The organism is Streptomyces sp. NPDC102259 (genome assembly GCF_044766465.1).
Classification (GTDB): domain Bacteria; phylum Actinomycetota; class Actinomycetes; order Streptomycetales; family Streptomycetaceae; genus Streptomyces.
In genome coordinates, this window is record NZ_JBIWMA010000018.1 from 165,750 (window position 1) to 184,910 (window position 19,161).

Genomic DNA, 19,161 nt, shown 5'->3' on the forward strand with positions numbered 1-19,161 from the left:
CAAGAACCCCTAGAACACCGGCGTACCGTCACGCGTCAGCTTCCAGTCCACCGACGCGAAGTCCTTCGGATCCAGCACACCCTTCGCCGTCACCCACTCCGAGATCCGCGTACGGATCTCCGTCGACTCCGCCCACAACTCCTGCGCCGACGCCACATGCGGGAACGCGCCACCACCATTGGCCCGATAGTTGTTCACCGCCAGCACGAACTGCTGCGCATCATCCAACGCCGCCCCATTGAACGTCAGGTTCTTGATCCGCGAACCCGCCGCCTGCGCGATGTCGATCTCGTACACCAGACCCGACACATAGTCGTAGTTGTAGTCCGGACGCCCCGCCGCGTTCGTCAGCTTCTCCGTGTCGACCACCGCACCCGCCGCCGTCTGCACGAAGTACTGCGCCGAGTACTCCAGGTACGCCCGCACCTGCGCACCCGTCATCAACTTCGCCACCAGCGTGTTGTCGTACACGTACAGGCTCGACAGGTCCCGGATCGTCACCGCACCGGCCGGGATCTCCGACGTCCGCGAGAACGGCGACGCCTGCGCGATCACCGGCAGCGAGGCATACGACGTACCGGCCAACGCCGCCTTGACGACGTCCTCCTGCACCTTCGTGATCAGGTCGATGATCGGAGCGTCCTTGTACCGCGCCTCCACCGTCGTCAACGTCTCCGTCGCCGAACCGACCACCTGGTTGACATACGCCACGACCTTCGCGTGCTCGTCACCCAGCAACTTCGTGATCTTCGGATCGTCCGCGACCGCGTTCGAGTTCAACACCTTCGAGGAAACGGACTCGACGACCCACTTCCCCTTCTCGAACACCAGCTCCACATCGAACACCGACAACCGCTCCGCATACGCCAACGGCTCCGACAACACCACCGTCTTCCCGCTCTTCGCGTTGACGACCTTCAGCTCCGGGATCTCCACATGCGCGTGACCCACCAGAACCGCGTCGATGTCCGGCACCTGCTGCGCCACCAACGCCGCCGAGTTCTCCACATACGGCAGCTGGTCACCGTACGACGACGTACCCGACGAACCCGAGTGCGCCGACACGATCACCACGTCCGCACCCAGCGACTTCAGCTTCGGCACCCACTTCGCCGCCTGCTCCTCCAGCCCCGGGAACGCCAGCTTGCCCTGCACATACGCCTTGTCCCAGATCGCGATACCCGGGTTCGTCAGCCCCAGGACGGCCACCTTCACCGGCGGCGCACCCTTCACACAGAACGTCTTGATCACGTACGGCTGGAACGCCGGCTTCAGCGTCTTCGCGTCCACCGCGTTCGCCCCGAGCAGCGGGAACCGCAACTGCGACTCGAACTTCCGCAGCGTCTCGATGCCGTAGTTGAACTCGTGATTGCCCAGCGCCGCCGCGTCATACCCGATCGCGTTCATCGCCTGCGCCATCGGATGCACCGGACCACCCTTGGCGGTGATCGGGTCCACCTTCGCGTAGTAGTACGTCAGCGGAGTGCCCTGGATCGTGTCACCCGCGTCCAGCAGCAGCGTGTTCTCGCGCCCCTTCTCCGCACGGATCTGGTTCACCAGCGTCGAGATACGCGCCAGCCCCTGCGCATTACCGGCCGCGTCCTTGTACTCCGCGTCCTTGAAGTAATCCCAGTTGAAGACGTGACCATGCAGGTCCGTCGTCCCCAGCACGGTCAGCGCATACCGCTTCGGCTGCTTGACCGGCTTCCCCGGCTTCTTCGCCTCGGCGGCGTGCGCCGGAGCCACGGCAGCACCCGCCATCGCCACCCCCGCCCCGGTCACAGCGGACTTCTTCAGGAACTTCCGGCGATTCAACGGCATGTCTCATGCTCCTCGGGGAAAGGTCAACGACGCGCGTAGATTCTGACCCGGGCATGACCGACGGCAACAGGTCCAGGAGGTTGCGATCTGGTGACCAGCACGGTCAACTCCCCCCGGGCACCAGGGAAAGCCATGACAAGGTAGGACGTATGACCTCCCCGCAGAATCCCCCATACGGCACACCCGAGGCCCCCCTCCTCACAGTCCGCGGCGAGGCCACACTCGAAGTCGACCCCGAAATCGCCCGCATCGGCATCACCATCACCGCCCGAGGCCGCGACCGCCGCACCACCCTCGACGACCTCACCCGCCGCAACACCACCGCCCTCGACCTCGTCAAGTCCTACGGCGACGCCATCGAGAACCTCTCCACCGGCGCCGTATCCCTCACCCCCGAACTCACCCACCGCGGCCGGGGCGAACGCGTCCGCACCTACCACGGCACCATTCACCTCACCACCGAACTCAACGACTTCACCGCCCTCGGCGAACTCACCACCCGCCTCGCCGACCTCGACCTCACCAGGATCGACGGCCCCTCCTGGGAACTCCGCCCCACCTCACCCGTCCACCGCCAAGCCCGACAGCAAGCCGTACACGAAGCCGTCCAACGCGCCAACGAATACGCGGAAGCACTCGGCACCACCGTCGCCGCCCTCCTCGAACTCACCGACACCGGCACAGCGAGCGGACGCCCCCGCTCCGCCTTCGACCGCCGCGCCGTCCGCTTCTCCATGGCCGCCGCAGACACCGAGACCGCGGCACCCGAACCCCTCGACCTCGAACCCCAGCGCATGCAGGTCCGGGCCGAGGTCAGCGCACAGTTCACGATGAATCCACCGCACCTCTGAATTGACCCATTCGAGGAAAAGGGAAAAGTGCTCATCAGAGCGGCGGCCCGCACAATTTATTAGTTGACAACAACCCTTCACCCAAAGGTTGTTGAGCCGCCATGCCTTCCAAATTCCCTACCCACCGGTAAGACATAAGCTCGAAACATGCGCCGAGCGAAAATCGTCTGCACCCTGGGCCCCGCAACCGACACGTACGACCAGATCAAAGCCCTGGTCGACGCCGGAATGGACGTAGCCCGCTTCAACCTCAGCCACGGCAGCCACGCCGAGCACGAGGAGCGCTACCAGCGCGTCCGCAAGGCCTCCGACGAAACCGGCCGCAGCGTCGGCCTCCTCGCCGACCTTCAAGGCCCGAAGATCCGCCTCGGCGACTTCGCGGAAGGCCCCGTACTCCTTGAACGCGGCGACACCTTCACCATCACCGTCGAAGAAGGCGTACCGGGCGACCGCCGGCAATGCGGCACGACCCACGCCGGCCTCGCCACCGACGTCACCACCGGCGAACGCATCCTCGTCGACGACGGCAAGGTCTGCCTCGAAGTAACGGAGATCGACGGCCCCCGCGTCCACACCCGCGTCATCGAAGGCGGCGTGATCTCCGACCACAAGGGCCTCAACCTCCCCGGCGTCGCCGTCTCCGTCCCCGCCCTCTCCAAAAAGGACGAAGAAGACCTCCGCTGGGCGCTCCGCACCGGCTTCGACGTCCTCGCCCTCTCCTTCGTCCGCAGCGGCCGCGACATCCTCGACGTCCACCGCATCATGGACGACGAAGGCCGCCGCCTCCCCGTCATCGCCAAGATCGAGAAGCCCCAGGCCGTCGAGAACATCGACGACATCGTCGCCGCCTTCGACGGCATCATGGTGGCCCGCGGCGACCTCGGCGTCGAGATGCCCCTCGAACAGGTCCCGATCGTCCAGAAGCGCGCGATCAAGCTGGCCAAGCGCAACGCCAAACCCGTCATCGTCGCCACCCAGATGCTCGACTCCATGATCGAGAACTCCCGCCCCACCCGCGCGGAAGCCTCCGACGTCGCCAACGCGGTCATCGACGGCACCGACGCGGTGATGCTCTCCGGCGAGACAAGCGTCGGCAAATACGCCATCCAGACCGTCCGCACCATGGCCAAGATCGTCGAAGCGGCCGAAGAGGACATCCTCGCCAAGGGCCTGCCCGAACTGACGGAAAGCAACAAGCCCCGCACCCAGGGCGGCGCCGTCGCCCGCGCGGCCGCCGAGATCGGCGACTTCCTCGACGCGAAGTTCCTCGTCGCCTTCACCCAGAGCGGCGACACCGTCCGCCGCCTCTCCCGCTACCGCTCCCCGATCCCCCTCCTCGCCTTCACCCCCGAACCTGCGACCCGCTCCCAGCTGAACCTGACCTGGGGCGTCGAGACGTTCCTCGGCCCGCACGCGGACTCCACGGACGCGATGGTCGACCAGGTGGACGAGCTGCTCCTGCGGTACGGCCGCTGCCAGAAGGGTGACGTGGTGGTGATCACCGCGGGTTCACCTCCCGGGATCTCGGGCGCGACGAACCTGGTCCGCGTCCACCACATCGGAGAGGACGACAGCCCCAAGTAGGGGAGTGGCTGGGTCAGTGCTTGGGGCCTACGTGGGTGTCGAGTAGGGCGACGGAGGCTTTGCGGGCGATGGAGATGTTGAACGGGTCGCTACCGCGAGCGAGAGTCGTCCACTCGACCTCGACTTTGTCGAGGGTGTCGGTGAAGAGCTTCCGGATGTCGTCCGACTTGTTGGCGAAGAAGTAGCGCGGGTATTCGTAGCGCTTGCGCTCACCGCTGACGGTCTTCTCGGTCCAGTTGGTGATGCGGCAACCGTCCGAGTGGATGAGACCCCGGACGAACTCCCAGGGGTGTGCATCGACGATGGCCCCTTGCCAGGGGTCGAGGATGATCGGTCGCTCGTGTTTCTTGCCGGGGCCGTGCTGAGGGAAGAGGCAGTGCAGGTGCTTCGAGTAGACCTTGACGTTGCGGCAGCCTGTCCTGCGGACTCGGCAGACGGAGTTGTCGGGGAAGACCGTGCGCATGGCCTGCTCGCATTCATCCATGAGGCCGGGCCATGATTCGGCACAGGTGATCATGAGGTTGGGTACGCGGTGCTCTGAGTAGTGGCTGATGTGGCCATCGCCGAGGTAGAGCCCCAACAGGTAGCTGTATGCCGACTCGTCGAGCTCTCGCCCGTCGCATCGGGGGCACTTCGGGTCGTGCGAGCCAGGACACTCGCTGCGTTTGGCGCGGTCCATGTGCTTCCAATAGCTGACCGTGCCCGGAGGGACGTTGAACTGACGGGCCACGTCAGCGTTCCGGGTGCCGTTGCGCAGCAGTGTGACGGCCTTCTGTCGAACCTCAGTTCCGTGAAAGTTCATACGGATACTCTGAGTGAGTGATCGTGACCATGCGCAGCAAAAAGCGGAGGATCACGCGAACGTGATCCTCCGCTTATCGGTGCCGGGTGCGGGACTCGAACCCGCAAGCCGTGAGGCGCGGTCTTTTGAGGACCGTGTGTATGCCGATTCCACCAACCCGGCGGGACTGGCTGATCGGAAGCATACCGGGTCACCGTGACGCCCCGCCTCTAGGTAGGCTGCATAACCAGCAGCACTGCCCGGCCCGTAACAAGGAGCCCCCGTGACCGCCCCCGAGTCGCCCCAGCCCGTAGACGCGCCCGACGACGACAAGTCGCACGTGCCTCCGCTGACGACCCGTGTCGTCATCGCCGAGGACGAGGCGCTGATCCGTCTCGACCTCAAGGAGATGCTGGAGGAGGAGGGCTACAGCGTCGTCGGCGAGGCGGGTGACGGTGAGCAGGCGATCGAGCTGGCCCGTGAGCACAAGCCGGACCTGGTCATCCTCGATGTGAAGATGCCCAAGATGGACGGCATCTCCGCCGCCGAGAAGATCGCCGAGGAGCGCATCGCGCCGGTGCTGATGCTGACCGCGTTCTCGCAGCGAGACCTCGTCGAGCGGGCGCGTGACGCGGGTGCGATGGCGTATCTCGTGAAGCCGTTCAGCAAGAGCGATGTCGTCCCGGCGATCGAGATGGCCGTCTCGCGGTTCACGGAGCTGCGGGAGCTGGAAAACGAGGTCGCGGACCTCACGCTGCGGCTGGAGACCCGCAAGCTGGTGGACCGGGCGAAGTCGATCCTCCAGACGGAGTACGGGCTGACGGAGCCGGCCGCGTTCCGGTGGATCCAGAAGACGTCGATGGACCGGCGGATGTCGATGCAGCAGGTCGCCGAGGCCGTGATCCTGGACGCCGACGAGAAGAAGTCGTCCAAGGGCTGAGCCGCACGGCACAAGCAGACGACGAGGCCCGCGCCCGGAGAAGGGGCGCGGGCCTCGTCGTCTGTGTGTGTCGGGTGCGAGGGGAGGTCAGTCCTCGCCGAGGTACGCCTTGCGGACGGACTCGTCGTGGAGGAGGTCCTGGCCGGTGCCGGAGAGGACGATCTTGCCGATCTCCATGACGTGGCCGTGGTCGGCGAGCGACAGGGCGGCCTGGGCGTTCTGCTCGATGAGCAGGATGGTCATGCCCTGGGACTTGAGCTCGGCGATGGTGGACATGATCTTCTGCATCATGATGGGGGAGAGGCCCATGGAGGGCTCGTCCAGCATGAGCAGTTTGGGCTGGGACATGAGGGCGCGGCCCATGGCGAGCATCTGCTGTTCGCCGCCGGACAGGGTGCCGGCGGCCTGCTTGCGGCGCTCTCCGAGGATGGGGAAGAGGTCGTAGGCGCGCTGGATGTCCTTGTCGATGCCCGCTCGGTCGCTGCGGAGGAACGCTCCGAGTCGGAGGTTGTCCTCGATCGTCATGCGGGGGAAGATGTGCCGCCCCTCGGGGGAGTGGGCGAGTCCCAGGGAGACGATGTTGTGGGCGGGGATCTTCTTCAGCGATTTGCCGTTGAATTTGATCTGGCCGCCGACGGGCTTGAGCAGGCCGGAGAGGGTGCGCAGGGTGGTGGTCTTGCCGGCGCCGTTGGTGCCGATGAGGGTGACGACCTCGCCGGCCTCGACCTTGAACGAGACGCCCTTGACGGCTTCGATCTTGCCGTAGGCGACCCGGAGGTCCTCGACTTCGAGCAGTGCGGTCATCGGTCGTTCTCCTTGCCGGGTGCGGCGGCCGTCGGGGTGTCGGCGCTTCCGGCGTTCGCTTCGGCGGCCTCGACTTCGGCTATCTCTTCGTCGCCGGGGGCGTCTTCGAAGGGTTCGCCGAGGTAGGCGGCGATGACTCGTTCGTCGCCCTGCACGGTGGCGCTGTCGCCTTCGACGAGTTTTTCGCCTTGGACGAGGACGGCGACGCGGTCGCAGAGGTTGAAGATGAAGCGCATGTCGTGCTCGATGACGAGGACGGCGATGCCCTGGTCGCGGATGGCGAAGACGAGCTCTTCGGTCGCGCGGGTCTCCTGGGGGTTCATGCCGGCGGTCGGCTCGTCGAGGAGGAGGAGGCCGGGTTCGCTGGCGAGGGCTCGGGCGATCTCGAGCTTGCGCTGTTCGCCGTAGGGGAGGTTGCGGGCCAGGTGGTCGGCCTTCTTCTCCAGTCCGACGAACTCGAGGAGTTCCATGGCGCGTTCGCGGGAGGCGGCTTCGGCTTTGTGGAAGCCGGGGAGGCGCAGGATGGCCGACCAGAAGCCTTCTTTGGTGCGGGTGTGGCGGCCTACGAGGACGTTTTCGAGGACCGTCATGTTGGCGAAGAGGCGGATGTTCTGGAAGGTGCGGGCGATGCCTGCGGCGGTGACCTTGAAGGATTTGGGCGGCAGGACGTTGCCCTTGAAGCGGACCTCTCCCTCGGTGGGGATGTAGAGGCCGGTGAGGCAGTTGAAGAAGGTGGTCTTGCCGGCGCCGTTGGGGCCGATGAGGCCGACGATCTCGCCGCTGTTGACGGTGAGGTCGACGTTGCGGACGGCGGTGAGGCCGCCGAATCGCATGGTGACGCCGCGGGCGTCGAGGACCGTTTCGCCGACTGGGGCGACAGGGGCGTCCTTGGTGGTGGTGTCGGTGGTCATGGTGGTCAGGCCCCTGCCTTCGTGAGGACGGTGGGCGCTTCCGCGTCTTCGTGGAACTCGAGCTGGCGGCGCCGGTTGGGGATCATGCCTTCCGGGCGGAAGCGCATCAGCAGGATGAGGGCGAGGCCGAAGGCGAAGAGCTGGTAGTCGCCGAGGAACTGGAGCTTGTTGGGGATGAGGAAGAGCAGGGAGGCGCCGATGAGGGGTCCGCTGATGGTGCCCATGCCGCCGAGGACGACGGCGGCGAGGAGGAAGGCGGAGTTGGGCGGGATGGGGCCGGCGAAGAGGTACTGCTCGGGGGTCACGGTGTAGGTGACGTGGGCTTGTACGGTGCCGGCGAGGCCGGCGAGGGAGGCGCCGACGGCGAAGGCGATGAGCTTGACGCGGAAGCCGTTGATGCCCATGGCGAGGGCGGCGGTCTCGTCTTCGCGGATGGCGACCCAGGCGCGGCCGATGCGGGAGTCTCCGCTGCGTCGGAAGACCATGACGACGATGGCGGTGATGATGAGCATCAGGAAGAAGTAGTTGGCGAAGCGCCCGATGTTGAAGCCGAAGATGTCGTGGACGATGCCGAAGTCGAACCCGAGGATGTTGAGGTTCGGGATGGAGGAGATGCCGTTGGAGCCGTTGGTGATGTCGGGGCCGGAGGTGCCGTCGAGGTTGTTGGCGGTGATCCGGAAGATCTCTCCGAAGCCGAGGGTGACGATGGCGAGGTAGTCGCCGCGCAGGCGCAGGGTCGGGGCGCCGATGAGGACCCCGAAGACTAGGGAGGCGCCGGCGCCGACGAGTGCGGCTGCCCAGAAGGGGAAGTGCACGTCGAAGGGGGAGCTGGGGGAGCCGGAGACCATGGCGGCGGCGTAGGCGCCGACGCCGAGGAAGGCGACGTAGCCGAGGTCGAGGAGGCCGGCGAGGCCGACGACGATGTTCAGGCCGAGGGCGACGGTGGCGAAGATGAGGATGTAGACGCCGAGGGTCGCGTACTGGTCGTCGGTCTGGGTGAAGGGGAAGAGTGCTGCGGTGACGAAGGCGCCGCAGATGGTGATGTTCTGGTGCCGGGCGGTGATCTGGCTCGCCTGGGCGACGAGGCCGGCCTTGTTGAGGGCGGCGAAGCCGAAGCCGGCGGTGATGAGGAAGCCGACGAAGAGTTCGTCGTATTCGGTGCCGATGCCGTAGGTGAAGACGGTGAGGCCGAGGCCGAGGGCGGCGACGATGATGAGGATCTCGGCGTAGGCGGGGAGCTTGCCGACGGGCTTGGCGGTGCCGGAGGCGAAGGCGGCCTTGATGGTTTCCCATCGGTGGGACGCCTTGTGCTTGCTGTGCTCCCAGGAGGTGTCGTCGGGGTCGATGGGGTCGGCCGCGGGGTGTTCGAAGGGCAGGGCCAGGGCGCCGAGGAAGGCGGCGAGGCTGCCGAGGGCGACGAGGTAGCCGCCGATTTCGAGGTTGACGACGCCGCCGAGGTCGGTGCTGATCGCGATGACCGTGTACCAGCTGGTGGCGAAGGTGGCGAGGGCGGCGAACTTGATGGCGCCGTCGGCGCCGGCGGGGACGAGCCAGCCGAGGCCCTTGATGCCGTAGGAGGCGAGGGCGAAGAGGGTGGTGAGGGCGCCGCCGATGAGGACGAGGACCTGGAGGCCGCCGGGGTAGCCGTAGACGGTGAGGTCGCCGGGGAAGGCGGAGGTCCAGGTCCAGGCGAGGAAGGTGGAGATGATGGTGAGGATGCCGCCGCCGGTGGCGAGGAGGCGGGCGGTGTGCGCCGGGATGCCGATGAGGCCGGCCGGGGCGGAAGCGGTGTTGTCGAGCGGCGCTTCGGGTGCGGTGGTCTGTGTCGTCATCGGTGTCACGCCCTGTCGGCGACGCGCTCGCCCAGCAGGCCTTGGGGCCGTAGCAGGAGCACGAGGATGAGGAGTACGAAGGCCCAGACGTCGGCCCAGGCGTTGCTGCCGAACTGGCTCATGCCGGGGATGTCTGCGATGTAGGCGGTGGCCAGGGTTTCGACGACGCCGAGGACGATGCCGCCGATCATGGCTCCGTAGATGTTGCCGATGCCGCCGAGGACGGCCGCGGTGAAGGCCTTGAGTCCGAGGAGGAAGCCCATCGTGAAGGAGATCTGGCCGTACTTGAGGCCGTAGGCGACGCCTCCGATGGCGGCGAAGGTGGCGCCGAGGGCGAAGGCGATCACGATGATGCGGTCGGTGTTGACGCCCATGAGCTTGGCGGTGTCGGGGTCCTGGGCGGTGGCCTGCATGCCGCGTCCGGTGCGGGTCTTCATGACGAAGTAGCCGAGGAAGGCCATGCTGATGGGGGCGGCGATGAGGAGGAAGACGTCGCCGGTCTGGATGGTGACGTTGCCGATCTCGAAGGGGCCGCCGTCGATCTGGGGGAAGACGCGGGCGGACTTCGCTTCGGGGTACCAGGCCCAGACGGCCTGCTGGAGGGCGAGGGAGAGGCCGATGGCGGTGATGAGCGGGGCGAGGCGTGGTGCGTTGCGGAGGGGACGGTAGGCGAACCGTTCCGCTCCCACGGCGACGGTCACGGAGACCATCACGGCTCCGACGAGCATCAGTGGCAGGGCTATCGCCATGGATGTGCCGTCGGGCAGTACGTACGCGTAGACCGTGAGAGCGCCGAACGCTCCGGTCATGAAGATCTCGCCGTGGGCGAAGTTGATGAGCTGGACAATGCCATAGACCATTGTGTAGCCGATGGCGACAAGGCCGTACATGGATCCCAGTAGCAGGCCGTTGACCAGCTGCTGCGGCAGTTCGTTCACCGCATGTCCTCCGAGACGGTTCGGATGTTTCGACGGGGGGCCGGATGTGAGTCCGCGCGGGGCGCTTGTGGAACAGCGCCCCGCGCGGCTCAGCTGTGGTGCGGTGGGTGTGTCAGCCGGTGTAGGTGCCGGACTTGACGGCCTTCCAGGCGCCGTTCTCGATGGCGTAGACGGTGAGCTGCTTGTTGGTGGCGTCGCCGTACTCGTCGAAGGCGACCTTGCCGGTCACGCCGTCGAAGGAGACGTTCTGGACGGCGGCGGTGATCTTCGCGCGGGCGTCGTCGGGGAGCTTGCCGTCGTTGTCTTCGACGACCTTCTTGACGGCCTCGATGATCGACCAGGCGGAGTCGTAGGAGTAGCCGCCGTAGGCGCCGTACTCCTCCTTGTAGCCGCCGGCCTTGTAGTTGGCGACGAACTCCTTGGCGGAGGCGAGGGTCTCGACGGGTGCGCCGACGGAGGTGGCGAGGTCGCCGGCGGCGGAGGCGCCGGCCAGCTTGATGTAGTCCTCGGCGTAGATGCCGTCGCCGCCGACGACGGGGATCTTGGCGCCGGCGGCCTTGATCTGCTTGCTGAGGGGGCCGGCCTGCGGGTATTCGCCGCCGTAGTAGACGACGTCGGCGCCGGAGTTCTTCACCTGGGTGGCGACGGCGGAGAAGTCCTTGCTGTCCGGGTTGATGTGCTGGGTGCCGGCGATGGTGCCGCCGAGCTTCTTGAACTCGGCGGTGAAGGTGCCTGCGAGGCCGGCGCCGTAGGTCTTCTTGTCGTCGATGACGAAGACCTTCTTCTTCTTCGCGTCGTTGAAGACGTACTGGGCGGCGAAGGGGCCCTGGATGGCGTCCGTGGTCGCGGTACGGAAGTACGACGAGTAGGTGCGCTTCTTGGTGGTGGCCCAGTCGGTGCCCTGGGTGAGCGCCGGGTTGGTGTTGGCCGGGGAGACCTCGACCAGCTTGGCGTCGTCGAAGACCTTCTGCATCGACTCGGCGACGGAGGAGTTCAGCGGGCCGACCACGCCGAGGACGGTCTTGTCGGCGACCAGGGCGGTGGCGTTCTGCTGGCCCGCGGAGGGCTGCGCCTGGTCGTCCTTGGCGACGATCTTGAAGGTGACGCCGTCGACGTACTTCTGCTTGTTGGCCGTTTTGGCGGCGAGGTCGACGGAGTTCTTGATGCCGAGGCCCAGCGCGGACAGGTCGCCGGTCAGCGGGGCGTCGACGCCGATGGTGACGACGGTGCCGTCGGCGGAGTCGGAGCCCTTGTCGTCGCTGTCACGCGAGCCGCAGGCGGTGAGGGTGAGAGCTCCCGCGGACAGCGCGGCGGTAATGGCGATGAGCGAACGTTGACGCACGTTCCAGTCCTTTCCCTGGGCGGCCCTCCCCCCTGGAAGAGGCCGAGTCGAGCGCTGGGCCGAAGGGGTATTCCAGCCGCGCGGTGACTGGGCGTGACTCTAAGCGGGTGGAGCTGATGGGGAGGAGGGTCTGGCCGATGCTGTGACGCTCTTGTTATGACACGAGGTAATGCAGAGCGGTACTTGGTGGGTGGAACAGCTGAATTCAGGCCGATTCGCCCTGTCCGCATGTTGAGAACGTGCAGGACGAACCCGGGTACGTTCAGGTGTCTCAGGCGTTTTGGTGATGACCGGATTCGTTGCTACAGGCGACTTGTAGGGCCTGGGAGAGGTCGAGCGCATAGCGCGTGCCGAGGATGAAACTGTGGACTTCTATTGCGCGCGCATTACGTAGAGTTACGTCCACGAAAGGAAGTCCGGCGTTCTTCGGCACTTTTTTGCATTCCGTCACATGCATGGTGACGACGACCTTGCGGACGGAACCCGCTTTTGTCCGGAAGGGGGCCCGGGGGGTCGAGGTCAGGGAAAGCCCGGCGTACGGCTGGGCGATTCGCGTGACGGTGACCGGGGGGCCGGAGTCCACGCCGAGCAGCACTTCGAAGGCGAAGGTGTGGGGGCGGGCGCCGGGCGGTAGAGCGACCTCGCCGAGGTAGCTGACGTCCACCACCTGGGACGGGAACGGCGGTGCGGGGGCCGCCTGTTCGGGCTCGTGCGGCCGGGTCGCGTAGAGGTAGCCGCCGCCCGCGAGGAGGACCACCGCGGCGAGGGCGGCGGACGTGGCCCGGCGGTGGGCGGTGGGGAGGCGGGCGAGCCCACGGAGCAGGCGGGCGGCGGGAGTCGGGGCGTCCGCGTCGAGGGCGTCGGCGTGGCCGGGGGTGCGGTCGGCGTGGGCGGTGCGGCCGGCTTCGGTGGCGGGATCGGTGTCGGTGGTGCGGCCGTCATCGTGGGTGTCCCACGCGTGCGTGCCCTCGCCGGGCTCCACGGGGCCTACGCCGCTCACTGCCAGGGACCCTCGGTCGGGCCGCCGGAGCGGTACCGGTTCGCGCAGCCCTCGCCCGCCTCACGGTCGATCAACTCGTCGGCCGCGTCGGCCCCTTGGCTCCTCTTCGCGGCCCGCGCGGCGTCCACGACGGTGCGCAGGATCTCGTACTGTCCGTTGGACAGGCCCATCGACTGGTAGTCCCCGTAGGTGGTGCTGTCCAGGACCTCGCGCGACCAGTGGGCGACGATGCGGGCGCACAGTTCCTCGGGCGAGGTGGTGGACGGGGGCGGTGACGGGGAGGTCGGCGGGGTGCCGCCGGCGCCGGCGGTCCCGGAGGCTCCGCAGCCGGTCGCCAGCAGGCCCGTCAGTAACGCCGGTCCGAGCAGCCGCCCCGCCGCCCCCGCCCGGGGGGCTCCTGCCGTGGTCATGCCCCGACGCTAGGCCGCCGCGGCGGCGGTGGGCAACGGGCACGCGCGCGTGACCTTCCGGAGGCCGGCCCGTCAGGCCGAGGGGCCCGCCTGTGCCCCGTCGCCGGCCCGTACGTCCCGCAGCAGACAGGTGAGCCGCGCGGTGCACACGCGCCGCCCCTCCTGGTCGCTGATCACGATCTCGTACGTCGCCGTGGAGCGCCCGCGGTGCACGGGCGTGGCGACGCCGGTGACCAGGCCGGAGCGGGCTCCGCGGTGGTGGGTGCAGTTGAGGTCGACACCGACGGCGATCTTGGTGCTGCCGCCGTGCAGCATGGCGCCGACCGAGCCGAGGGTCTCGGCGAGGACCGCGGAGGCGCCGCCGTGCAGCAGGCCGTAGGGCTGGGTGTTGCCCTCGACCGGCATGGTGCCGACGACCCGGTCCGCGGAGGCCTCGATGATCTCCACGCCCATGCGGTTGCCCAGGTGTCCGGCGGAGAACAGGGCGAGGATGTCGATGCCGAGGGCGTCGTACTCGTCGATGACCTCTTGCGGGAACTTCACGTGCTGCTGCTCGCCCATGGGGCCCGGCTCCGTTCGTCGATCACACGTCGGTGTGACTTAAGCAAACGCTCAGTCGGTTGCCGATTGTTCCAGACGGACGACGACGGACTTGCTGGCCGGGGTGTTGCTGGTGTCGGCGGTGGCGTCCAGCGGGACCAGGACGTTGGTCTCCGGGTAGTACGCGGCGGCGCAGCCCCGGCTGGTCGGGTAGAGCACGACCCGGAAGCCGGGCGCCCGCCGCTCCACGCCGTCGCGCCATTCGCTCACCAGGTCCACGTAGGAGCCCTCGGCGAGTTCGAGGGCGCGCGCGTCCTCGGCGTTGACCAGGACGACCCGGCGGCCGTTCTTGATGCCCCGGTAGCGGTCGTCGAGGCCGTAGATCGTGGTGTTGTACTGGTCGTGCGAGCGCAGTGTCTGCAGGAGCAGCCGGCCCTCGGGCAGCCGCGGGTACTCGACGGGGGCCGCGGTGAAGTTGGCCTTGCCGGTCGCGGTGGGGAAGCGGCGCTCGTCGCGCGGGCCGTGCGGAAGGGTGAAGCCCTCCGGGCGGGCCACGCGCGCGTTGAAGTCCTCGAAGCCGGGGATCACGCGCGCTATGCGGTCCCGGATCGTCGCGTAGTCCTTCTCGAACTCCTCCCACGGCACCGTGCTGTCCTCGCCGAGCACGCGGCGTGCGAGGCGGCAGACGATGGCGGGCTCGGACAGCAGATGGGTGCTCGCGGGCGTGAGGCGGCCGCGTGAGGCGTGCACCATGCCCATGGAGTCCTCGACGGTCACGAACTGCTCGCCGCCGCCCTGGAGGTCGCGCTCGGTGCGGCCGAGCGTCGGCAGGATCAGGGCCCGCGCTCCCGTCACGACGTGCGAGCGGTTGAGTTTCGTCGACACGTGCACGGTCAGCCGGGCGCGCCGCATGGCCGCCTCGGTGACGTCGGTGTCCGGGGAGGCGGAGACGAAGTTGCCGCCCATCGCGAAGAACAGCTTCGCCTCGCCGTCGCGCAGTGCGCGGATGGCGCGCACGACGTCGAAGCCGTGCTGGCGCGGGGGCGTGAAGCCGAACTCCTTCTCCAGGGCGTCCAGGAAGGCGGGTGCGGGCCGCTCGAAGATGCCCATGGTGCGGTCGCCCTGCACGTTCGAGTGGCCGCGCACCGGGCAGACGCCCGCGCCCGGGCGGCCGATGTTGCCGCGCAGCAGAAGGAAGTTGACGACCTCGCGGATCGTCGGCACGGAGTGCTTGTGCTGGGTGAGGCCCATGGCCCAGCAGACGATGGTGCGCTCGGAGGCGAGCACCATGCGCAGGGTTTCCTCGATCTCCGCGCGGGTGAGGCCGGTCGCGGTGAGCGTCTCGTCCCAGTCCGCGGCGCGGGCCGTGTCGGCGAACTCCTCGAAGCCGTGGGTGTGTTCGGCGATGAACGCCTCGTCGAGCGCGCCGTCGGTGTCGAGGACGAGCTTGTTGAGGAGGCGGAAGAGGGCCTGGTCGCCGCCGATGCGGATCTGCAGGAAGAGGTCGGTGAGCGAGGCGCCCGCGGTGAGGCCCTTGGGGGTCTGCGGGTTCTTGAAGCGTTCCAGGCCCGCCTCGGGCAGCGGGTTGACGCTGATGATCTTCGCGCCGCCCGCCTTGGCCTTCTCCAGCGCGGACAGCATGCGCGGGTGGTTGGTGCCCGGGTTCTGCCCGGCGACGATGATCAGGTCGGCCTGGTAGAGGTCCTCGAGCAGGACGCTGCCCTTGCCGATGCCGATGGTCTCCGACAGGGCCGAGCCGGACGACTCGTGGCACATGTTGGAGCAGTCCGGGAGGTTGTTCGTGCCGAGTTCGCGGGCGAAGAGCTGGTAGAGGAACGCGGCTTCGTTGCTGGTGCGGCCCGAGGTGTAGAAGACGGCCTCGTCGGGTGAGGCGAGGGCGGCGGTCTCCTCGGCGATGATGTCGAAGGCGCGCTCCCAGGTCACCGGTTCGTAGCGCTCGCCGCCCTCGGGGAGGTACATGGGGTGGGTGAGGCGGCCCTGCTGGCCGAGCCAGTAGCCGCTGCGGCCGGCGAGGTCGGCGACGGGGTGCGTGACGAAGAACTCGGGGGTGACCCGGCGCAGGGTCGCCTCCTCGGCGACCGCCTTCGCGCCGTTCTCGCAGAACTCGGCGGTGTGCCGGTGCTCGGGTTCGGGCCAGGCGCAGCCGGGGCAGTCGAAGCCGTTCTTCTGGTTGACGCGCAGCAGGGTCAGCGCGGTGCGCTTCACACCCATCTGCTGCTGGGCGATCCGCAGGGAGTGCCCGACGGCCGGCAGGCCCGCCGCCACGTGCTTCGGCTCGGCGACCTGCGGAGCGTCCTGGACCGGATCGGCCTTGGGCGGCTTCGTTGCCATCGCGCGCTCTCCTTCGCTCGCCTGTGCCATGGACGGCGACGATCCTCGCACGAGGCACCGACGGCGTTCACGTGCGGTCCGGTCGGCGGGCGGGAGCAAAGCTTGCGGACATGGGCCGGCGGCCGTCGGACGGTGGCGGGACGGCGGCGGACAGCGGGCGGCCGACGGCCCGGGGGATCCCGTGAGCCGTGATGGCCGGGACCGAGTGTCAGTGGGGCGTGGCAGGATCGGGGGCGTGGCAGAGACAGCAGCGAAGAAGACCGACACCCCCGCCGGCAGCCGGCCCCGCCTGATGCTCATGGACGGGCACTCGCTGGCCTACCGCGCGTTCTTCGCGCTGCCCGCGGAGAACTTCACCACCGCGACGGGCCAGCCGACGAACGCGATCTACGGTTTCGCGTCGATGCTGGCCAACACCCTGCGTGACGAGGCGCCCACGCACTTCGCGGTCGCGTTCGACGTGTCCCGCAAGACCTGGCGCTCCGAGGAGTTCACCGAGTACAAGGCGAACCGCTCCAAGACGCCGGACGAGTTCAAGGGCCAGGTCGAGCTGATCGGCGAGCTGCTCGACGCGATGCACGTGTCCCGGTTCGCGGTGGACGGCTTCGAGGCGGACGACGTCATCGCCACGCTGGCCACCCAGGCCGAGGCCGAGGGCTTCGAGGTGTTGATCGTCACCGGCGACCGCGACTCCTTCCAGCTGGTGTCCGAGCACACCACGGTGCTGTATCCGACGAAGGGCGTCTCGGAGCTGACCCGGTTCACCCCGGAGAAGGTCGTCGAGAAGTACGGGTTGACGCCCGCCCAGTACCCCGACTTCGCGGCGCTGCGCGGCGACCCGTCCGACAACCTGCCGGGCATCCCCGGGGTCGGTGAGAAGACGGCCGCGAAGTGGATCAACCAGTTCGGTTCGTTCGCGGAGCTCGTCGAGCGGGTCGAGGAGGTCAAGGGCAAGGCCGGGCAGAACCTGCGGGACCATCTGGAGGCCGTCAAGCTCAACCGCCGCCTCACCGAGATGGTCACCACCGTCGAGCTGCCGAAGACGGTCGCCGAGCTGGAGCGCGCCCCGTACGACCGCACGGCCATCGCGATGATCCTGGACACCCTGGAGATCAGGAACCCGTCGCTGCGGGAGCGGCTGTTCGCCGTCGACCCGGGCGGCGAGGAGGCCGAGGCGACGCCGGTGATCACCGGCGGGGTGGAGCTGGACGGCACGGTGCTGGGCACCGGCGAGCTGGCCGGCTGGCTCGCGGAGCACGGCACCGAGACCCTCGGCGTCGCCACCGTCGACGCCTGGGCGCTGGGCGCGGGCTCGGTCGCCGAGATCGCGCTCGCCGCGGCGGCGGGAGCGGCCGCCTGGTTCGACCCGGCGGAGCTGGACGAGGCCGACGAGAACGCGTGGGCGGCCTGGATCGCCGCCGAGGACCGCCCCAAGGTGCTGCACAACGCCAAGGGCGCCATGCGTGTCTTCGCCGAGCACGGCTGGTCCGTCGCCGGCGTCGGGATGGACACGGCGCTCGCCGCCTACCTGGTCAAGCCGGGCCGCCGCTCCTTCGACCTGGACGCGCTGTCCCTGGAGTACCTGGGCCGTGAGCTGGCCCCGGCCGCCGCGGCCGACGGCCAGCTCGCCTTCGGCGCGGACGACGGCGCCGAGGCCGAGGCCCTCATGGTGCAGGCCCGCACGATCGTCGACCTCGGCGAGGCGTTCCGCGGCCGGCTGGAGGAGGTCGGCGCGGCCGACCTGCTGCGCGACATGGAACTGCCGACCTCCGCCCTCCTGGCCCGGCTGGAGCGGCACGGCATCGCCGCCGACCGCGCCCACCTGGAGGCCATGGAGCAGATGTTCGCGGGCGCCGTCCAGCAGGCCGTGAAGGAGGCGCACGCGGCGGCCGGGCACGAGTTCAACCTGGGCTCGCCCAAGCAGCTCCAGGAGGTCCTCTTCGGGGAACTGGGCCTGCCGAAGACGAAGAAGACCAAGACCGGCTACACCACCGACGCCGACGCCCTGGCCTGGCTCGCCGGCCAGACGGACAACGAGCTGCCGGTCATCATGCTCCGCCACCGCGAGCAGGCGAAGCTGCGGGTGACCGTCGAGGGCCTGATCAAGACGATCGCCGCGGACGGCCGCATCCACACCACGTTCAACCAGACGGTGGCCGCGACCGGCCGGCTGTCCTCCACGGACCCGAACCTGCAGAACATCCCCGTCCGCACCGACGAGGGCCGGGCGATCCGCCGCGGCTTCGTCGTCGGCGAGGGCTTCGAGTCCCTGATGACCGCCGACTACAGCCAGATCGAGCTGCGTGTGATGGCCCACCTGTCGGAGGACGCCGGCCTCATCGAGGCGTTCACCTCCGGTGAGGACCTGCACACCACGGCCGCCTCCCAGGTGTTCGGCGTCGAGCCCACCGCGGTGGACGCGGAGATGCGGCGCAAGATCAAGGCGATGTCCTACGGGCTGGCGTACGGCCTGTCGGCGTTCGGCCTGTCCCAGCAGCTGAACATCGACGCGGGCGAGGCCCGTGGCCTGATGGACGCCTACTTCGAGCGTTTCGGCGGTGTACGGGAGTACCTGCGCCGCGCGGTCGACGAGGCGCGGTCGACGGGCTACACGGCGACGCTGTTCGGCCGCCGCCGCTATCTGCCCGACCTCAACAGCGACAACCGTCAGCGCCGCGAGGCCGCCGAGCGCATGGCCCTCAACGCGCCGATCCAGGGCACGGCGGCGGACATCGTCAAGATCGCCATGCTCAAGGTGGACGCGGCCCTGCGCGCGGCGGACCTCAGGTCGCGCATGCTGCTCCAGGTCCACGACGAAATCGTCCTGGAGATCGCCCCCGGTGAGCGTGTGGCGGTCGAGGAGCTGCTCCGTCGTGAGATGGCCGGCGCCGTCCAGCTCAGGGCCCCGCTGGACGTGTCGGTCGGCGCGGGCGCGGACTGGGAGTCGGCGGCGCACTAGGTGTATTGATCACGAGCGTTGTTAACGCGGGCCGGTCTTGATCGTGGCGAAGGCCCCCGTGTGTGGTGGAGGTGTCGAATCTTCACCGCACGGAGG

15 protein-coding genes and 1 tRNA gene are annotated in these 19,161 nt (G+C 68.4%); 4 read left to right on the plus strand and 12 right to left on the minus strand.

Annotated features, from left to right (window positions below; genetic code table 11):
- Window positions 1-9 precede the first annotated feature (9 nt).
- Window positions 10-1,821: a bifunctional metallophosphatase/5'-nucleotidase gene (locus ACIRPU_RS32820; RefSeq protein ID WP_403873880.1), complete on the minus strand. Its 1,812-nt coding sequence runs from the start codon at window positions 1,819-1,821 to the stop codon at window positions 10-12.
- 149 nt (window positions 1,822-1,970) lie between these two features.
- Between ACIRPU_RS32820 and ACIRPU_RS32825 the strand changes: the two genes are divergently transcribed.
- Together ACIRPU_RS32825 and pyk are read left to right on the plus strand one after the other, a co-directional pair.
- Complete coding sequence (locus tag ACIRPU_RS32825; protein WP_403873882.1) at window positions 1,971-2,672, plus strand: SIMPL domain-containing protein; 702 nt, start codon at window positions 1,971-1,973, stop codon at window positions 2,670-2,672.
- Between the two features lie 147 nt (window positions 2,673-2,819).
- On the plus strand, window positions 2,820-4,256 hold the full coding sequence (pyk, locus tag ACIRPU_RS32830) for a pyruvate kinase (protein ID WP_403873884.1): 1,437 nt from the start codon (window positions 2,820-2,822) through the stop codon (window positions 4,254-4,256).
- 13 nt (window positions 4,257-4,269) lie between these two features.
- On the opposite strand, the gene ACIRPU_RS32835 is transcribed toward pyk, so the two are convergent.
- Window positions 4,270-5,058, minus strand: a complete 789-nt coding sequence (locus ACIRPU_RS32835) for a helix-turn-helix domain-containing protein (protein WP_403873886.1) — start codon at window positions 5,056-5,058, stop codon at window positions 4,270-4,272.
- A gap of 80 nt (window positions 5,059-5,138) precedes the next feature.
- Window positions 5,139-5,220: transfer RNA gene (locus tag ACIRPU_RS32840), tRNA-Leu, on the minus strand.
- A gap of 100 nt (window positions 5,221-5,320) precedes the next feature.
- On the opposite strand from ACIRPU_RS32840, the gene ACIRPU_RS32845 reads away from it, so the two are divergent.
- Entirely contained in the window at window positions 5,321-5,977 is a 657-nt protein-coding gene (locus tag ACIRPU_RS32845; protein WP_385554623.1) for an ANTAR domain-containing response regulator, read from the plus strand.
- A gap of 87 nt (window positions 5,978-6,064) precedes the next feature.
- Here ACIRPU_RS32845 and ACIRPU_RS32850 read toward each other — a convergent pair whose 3' ends face one another.
- The 9 genes from ACIRPU_RS32850 to ACIRPU_RS32890 form a co-directional block, all read right to left on the minus strand.
- Window positions 6,065-6,781, minus strand: a complete 717-nt coding sequence (locus ACIRPU_RS32850) for an ABC transporter ATP-binding protein (RefSeq protein ID WP_355707175.1) — start codon at window positions 6,779-6,781, stop codon at window positions 6,065-6,067.
- The gene (locus tag ACIRPU_RS32855; RefSeq protein WP_355707176.1) at window positions 6,778-7,692 is read right to left on the minus strand and encodes an ABC transporter ATP-binding protein; all 915 of its coding nucleotides are present in this window, start codon (window positions 7,690-7,692) and stop codon (window positions 6,778-6,780) included. The genes ACIRPU_RS32850 and ACIRPU_RS32855 overlap by 4 nt, the downstream gene beginning before the upstream one ends.
- A gap of 5 nt (window positions 7,693-7,697) precedes the next feature.
- Window positions 7,698-9,524: a branched-chain amino acid ABC transporter permease gene (locus tag ACIRPU_RS32860; protein WP_403873889.1), complete on the minus strand. Its 1,827-nt coding sequence runs from the start codon at window positions 9,522-9,524 to the stop codon at window positions 7,698-7,700.
- A gap of 5 nt (window positions 9,525-9,529) precedes the next feature.
- Window positions 9,530-10,462 carry a branched-chain amino acid ABC transporter permease gene (locus tag ACIRPU_RS32865; RefSeq protein ID WP_355707178.1) on the minus strand — a complete coding sequence of 311 codons (933 nt, stop codon included), beginning with the start codon at window positions 10,460-10,462 and terminating at the stop codon, window positions 9,530-9,532.
- 112 nt (window positions 10,463-10,574) lie between these two features.
- Window positions 10,575-11,804, minus strand: coding sequence for a branched-chain amino acid ABC transporter substrate-binding protein (locus ACIRPU_RS32870; protein ID WP_384124561.1), 1,230 nt, complete (start codon window positions 11,802-11,804; stop codon window positions 10,575-10,577).
- 271 nt (window positions 11,805-12,075) lie between these two features.
- Entirely contained in the window at window positions 12,076-12,804 is a 729-nt protein-coding gene (locus tag ACIRPU_RS32875; protein ID WP_403873892.1) for a Tat pathway signal sequence domain protein, read from the minus strand.
- Window positions 12,801-13,214 carry a hypothetical protein gene (locus ACIRPU_RS32880; protein ID WP_403873894.1) on the minus strand — a complete coding sequence of 138 codons (414 nt, stop codon included), beginning with the start codon at window positions 13,212-13,214 and terminating at the stop codon, window positions 12,801-12,803. The genes ACIRPU_RS32875 and ACIRPU_RS32880 overlap by 4 nt, the downstream gene beginning before the upstream one ends.
- A 72-nt stretch (window positions 13,215-13,286) precedes the next feature.
- A complete protein-coding gene (locus tag ACIRPU_RS32885) occupies window positions 13,287-13,775 on the minus strand; it encodes a PaaI family thioesterase (protein WP_403873896.1) in 489 nt (162 codons plus the stop codon).
- A gap of 51 nt (window positions 13,776-13,826) precedes the next feature.
- Window positions 13,827-16,106, minus strand: coding sequence for an FdhF/YdeP family oxidoreductase (locus ACIRPU_RS32890; RefSeq protein ID WP_403873898.1), 2,280 nt, complete (start codon window positions 16,104-16,106; stop codon window positions 13,827-13,829).
- A 235-nt stretch (window positions 16,107-16,341) separates the two neighbouring features.
- On the opposite strand from ACIRPU_RS32890, the gene polA reads away from it, so the two are divergent.
- Complete coding sequence (polA, locus tag ACIRPU_RS32895; protein ID WP_403873900.1) at window positions 16,342-19,065, plus strand: DNA polymerase I; 2,724 nt, start codon at window positions 16,342-16,344, stop codon at window positions 19,063-19,065.
- Window positions 19,066-19,161 lie beyond the last annotated feature (96 nt).